Raw genomic sequence first — 4,177 nt, 5'->3', positions numbered from 1 at the left:
TTACCATACATATTCTTTTCTTTAATGACATCAAAGTGTTTGCATAACACTTCTTCTTTATCACTGATCAGATTGATAGTCAGATTCTGTTTTTCAGTAAAGTTCTGGTGCGCTTTAACCGAATCACGTGATACGCCCAGAATAGTCGTATTGAGCGCATCAAACTGATCTTTTAAACAAGAAAAACCGACTGCCTGAGTGGTACAGCCAGGTGTCGAATCTTTAGGATAAAAATAGATCACCAGCCATTCTGCATCCAGTTGGGCCAGATTAATTTCACCTGTAGTGGTCGGAAAAGTGTGCTCAAGTAAGCTGATCTCAGACATGATCTCTCCAATTTTTCTAAATTTTTTTCAAAAAAATAAGCCACATTATAGTGGCTTATTCTAGAAAAACATCTGTCAGGATTATTTCTTTTGAGCGGCTTTATTGGCTTCTGCAGCAAGTGAGTTTAATTTACCTGCGAGCTGTGGGCCTACACAAGACTGCACGTTTTGGCTTTGTTTTTTAACAAAGTCTAAAGTTGCAGGGTTTTTCTTCTGGTTAATGGTGCTTTGAATCTGCCATTTTTGAGCTTGAGTCAATTTACCTTCTGCATCCACTTCACATGTACAAAGCTTATTCACATCAGACTGAGTCAGTTTTTTATACTTCACTGCCTGTTTGTAGGGAATAGCGCAGGCTTTAATTAAACCGTCACGCACATTTGAACTGCTTCCAGCATTTTTCATGGCAGTTGTATATTCTTTTTTCATCGCCTCAAATTCTGCTTTTGCCTTAGCTTGATCATTATTTGCAAAAGATGCAGTTGAAAATAGGGCAGACAAAGAGAGTAGGCTAGTCGCAAGTAATTTGGCTTTAATATTCATAATATGGATTTATAACCTTGATCGATTTTAAAGGTAATAACGTGTCGGGTCTTCAACACCTGCATCAGCAAAACCTTGCTTGCGTAAACGACAACTGTCACATGTTCCACACGCACGTCCTTGGTCATCTGCTTGGTAGCAAGATACCGTTTGACTGTAGTCTACGCCATGTTCTAGGCCTAAGCGAATGATATTTGCTTTGGATAAATGTAACAAAGGTGTTTCAAATTTCAGGGCTTGACCTTCAACACCGACCTTGGTTGCAAGGCGTGCCATGTTGGCAAAAGCTTCAATAAATTCCGGGCGGCAGTCTGGATAACCTGAATAATCCACTGCATTAATACCAATCACAATTGCCTCAGCACCGAACACTTCTGCAGCAGCCAAAGCATAAGATAAGAAGATGGTATTTCGTGCAGGTACATAGGTTACCGGAATACCTTCCTGCAATTGGTCTGGTACCTCAATGCTATGATCAGTAAGGGCTGAGCCGCCCAGGTTACCTAAATCAATATTGATGACACGATGTTCTACACCCGAGCGTTGAGCCAGCGCACGAGCTGCATCAAGTTCTGTAGTAGAGCGTTGGCCATACATAAAACTCAGTGCGATACATTCATAGCGTGCCTGCGCCCAAGCCAGACAGGTTGTTGAATCTAATCCGCCAGATAACAATACAATGGCACGAGGGCGCATAACAAATACTCCAATATAGTAAATTTACAAAAATTAACGACCAGTTTCATCATTCCATAACAACTTGTGCAGCTGCAGCTGGAAACGAACAGGGAGATGGTCTTCTAAAATCCATTGGGCCAGATCACGTGCCAGCTGTGGCATACGCGCTGTACCTTTTTCCACTTCAAAAGCAGGCGAGAACCAGACCGTACTGACTTTTTCACTAAGCTGGTATTGTTCAACCTGCTGTTTGGACCATTCATAATCTTCACGATTACAGATTACGAACTTGATCTGATCGTGCTGGGTTAAGTGGTCGAGATTGGAAAGCAAATTTCGTGCAACTTCACCTGAAGTTGGCGTTTTTAAATCCAGAACTTTAGATACCCGTGCATCCACTTTGGACACGTCTAACGCACCACTGGTTTCTAAAGAGACTTCACAGCCTAAATCTGCAAGTCGCTGCATCAGAGGTAGGGCGTTCGGTTGTGCCAATGGTTCACCACCTGTCACACAGACATAAGGCGTTTTAAAATCAAGCGTGGTCTGAATGATGTCATCTAAAGATTTTCGCTCGCCACCTTCAAAAGAATAGGTAGTATCGCAATAGGTACAGCGCAGCGGACATCCGGTTAAGCGGATAAATACGGTCGGTAAACCTGCAGTATTGGCTTCACCTTGTAATGAATAGAAGATCTCCGTAATGCGTAAGCCCGCAGACGGATCAGAAACTGGAATTGCGGAAGATCGAAGCGTATTCATAACAACATTAACCACTGAAAAATAAATAACAATGTATAAAAATAAAAATCCCTACGATCATTGCTGACCGTAGAGACGAGGAGCGGTTGAAGCTCCGAGGAACACAAATGTGTCCTCTAAGTTAAGACATCTTAGTCTTCGCGTAGCAGATCGTTCAGGCTAGTTTTAGCACGAGTTTTCGCATCTACTTTTTTCACGATTACAGCTGCATATAAGCTGTATTTACCGCATTTAGATGGTAGGCTGCCTGATACTACAACAGAACCAGCAGGTACACGGCCATAATGGATTTCGCCAGTTTCACGGTCATAAATCTTGGTAGATTGACCAATGAATACGCCCATTGAAATTACAGAACCTTCTTCAACGATTACGCCTTCAACGATTTCAGAACGTGCACCAATGAAACAGTTGTCTTCAATAATAGTTGGGTTAGCTTGAAGCGGTTCAAGAACACCACCGATTCCTACACCACCAGACAAGTGAACATTTTTACCGATTTGAGCACATGAACCTACAGTTGCCCAAGTATCGACCATTGTACCTTCATCTACATAAGCACCGATGTTCACATAAGAAGGCATCAGTACCACGTTTTTCGCCTGGAAAGAACCTTTACGCGCTACCGCCGGAGGAACAACACGTACGCCAGCAGCTTTAAACTGCTCGTCAGTCCAGTCAGAGAATTTAGTATCTACTTTATCGTAGAAGCGAAGATCACAAGCTTCCATTGGTTTGTTATCGTTTAATTTAAATGATAACAATACCGCTTTCTTAATCCATTGATGAACAACCCATTCACCTTCGATTTTTTCAGCAACACGTAAAGTACCATTGTCCAGGCCAGCAATTACTTCCTCAACTGCTTGACGGATTTCAGCAGGACAGTCTGCTGCTGTGAAATTCGCACGGTCTTCAAACGCTTGTTCAATGATTGTTGAAAGCTGAGACATGATCTTCCTTCCAGAAAAAAATTTCCGATATTTTACACTATATTGCTCTAAAAAGATGGAAAACTAGGAAGGGTGCTGAATTAAATTCGCAAGTAAAGTGATTAGTATCCTTTTCGTATTTTAGATATGTACAAACATTGTTTAAAAAAGGCTTATCATTCAACAAGAAAAATTAATATGTATCAAAAAATAACAAAAGCTCAGCAAAACACGAATAAAAAATATTCATTGACTCCTTTATATTGAGCTCATCACGAATAACTAATGATGAAAAAAAAGTTCTTTTGAGGAGAGAAATAATGAAAGCTTTATATCAACTTTTAGCAGTATCCGTTCTAGCTGCCACGGCTGGATCTGTCATGGCTGCTGATGAAACAATCGTAACAGATGAAGGCGTAGCTGAATTCTCTTTCTTTAAACCTGCAGCTGTTCGTGCTGAAGTCGGTACTACCGGTTACGGTGGCGCGATCTCTTGGAATGCTAACCCTTATGTAGGTGTTACTCTAGGTTATAACGGTGGTGATATTTCATGGTCAGATGATTTATCAATCAACGGTTCTAAATATGACCTGGATATGGACAATAACCTGACTTATTTGAACGCTGAGATTCGTCCTTGGGCGAACTGGTTCTATATGGCAGCTGGTGTAGCATATATCGATAATGATTATGATATTGACCGTCGTGTTCGTGATGGGGAGACTTTCCGAGTAAATGATGTAGAATTTGAAGCAGTAGGCGATGCTCGTATCAATGGTAAATTATCATATAAAAACAATATCGCACCTTATGTAGGTATTGGTTTCTCTCCAGCAATTACTAACCGTTGGGGGGTATTTGGTGAAATCGGTGCTTATTACAATGGAAACCCTACTGTTGAATTAACTTCTTCAGGAACTGCAGTAAGTACAGATG

The 4,177-nt window shown here is 41.2% G+C and carries 6 protein-coding genes; 1 reads left to right on the top strand and 5 read right to left on the bottom strand.

Going from position 1 to position 4,177, the window contains the following annotated elements; all coding sequences use genetic code 11:
* The 5 genes from B4J23_RS07260 to dapD form a co-directional block, all read right to left on the bottom strand.
* The coding region (locus tag B4J23_RS07260; RefSeq protein ID WP_291359655.1) for a peroxiredoxin at positions 1-326 on the bottom strand (326 nt) is incomplete at its 3' end.
* 81 nt (positions 327-407) lie between these two features.
* The gene (locus tag B4J23_RS07255) at positions 408-869 is read right to left on the bottom strand and encodes a hypothetical protein (RefSeq protein ID WP_034171206.1); all 462 of its coding nucleotides are present in this window, start codon (positions 867-869) and stop codon (positions 408-410) included.
* Positions 870-896: 27 nt separating this feature from the next.
* The gene (queC, locus tag B4J23_RS07250) at positions 897-1,565 is read right to left on the bottom strand and encodes a 7-cyano-7-deazaguanine synthase QueC (protein WP_034704975.1); all 669 of its coding nucleotides are present in this window, start codon (positions 1,563-1,565) and stop codon (positions 897-899) included.
* 33 nt (positions 1,566-1,598) lie between these two features.
* The gene (gene queE / locus B4J23_RS07245) at positions 1,599-2,309 is read right to left on the bottom strand and encodes a 7-carboxy-7-deazaguanine synthase QueE (protein ID WP_291359651.1); all 711 of its coding nucleotides are present in this window, start codon (positions 2,307-2,309) and stop codon (positions 1,599-1,601) included.
* A 131-nt stretch (positions 2,310-2,440) separates the two neighbouring features.
* A complete protein-coding gene (gene dapD / locus B4J23_RS07240) occupies positions 2,441-3,262 on the bottom strand; it encodes a 2,3,4,5-tetrahydropyridine-2,6-dicarboxylate N-succinyltransferase (protein WP_004784553.1) in 822 nt (273 codons plus the stop codon).
* 299 nt (positions 3,263-3,561) lie between these two features.
* On the opposite strand from dapD, the gene carO reads away from it, so the two are divergent.
* Positions 3,562-4,177 (top strand): ornithine uptake porin CarO (gene carO / locus B4J23_RS07235; RefSeq protein WP_291359648.1); only part of this gene is annotated, 616 nt, incomplete at its 3' end.

The organism is Acinetobacter sp. UBA3025, assembly GCF_002367915.1.
Taxonomy (GTDB): domain Bacteria; phylum Pseudomonadota; class Gammaproteobacteria; order Pseudomonadales; family Moraxellaceae; genus Acinetobacter.
Note: the sequence above shows the minus strand (reverse complement) of the source record. Positions and strands in the feature narration are given on the sequence as shown.

Coding starts and splice junctions, on each gene's coding strand:
- B4J23_RS07255 (WP_034171206.1), bottom strand. CDS start 869: ATGAATATTAAAGCCAAATTACTTGCGACTAGCCTACTCTCTTTGTCT.
- queC (WP_034704975.1), bottom strand. CDS start 1,565: ATGCGCCCTCGTGCCATTGTATTGTTATCTGGCGGATTAGATTCAACA.
- queE (WP_291359651.1), bottom strand. CDS start 2,309: ATGAATACGCTTCGATCTTCCGCAATTCCAGTTTCTGATCCGTCTGCG.
- dapD (WP_004784553.1), bottom strand. CDS start 3,262: ATGTCTCAGCTTTCAACAATCATTGAACAAGCGTTTGAAGACCGTGCG.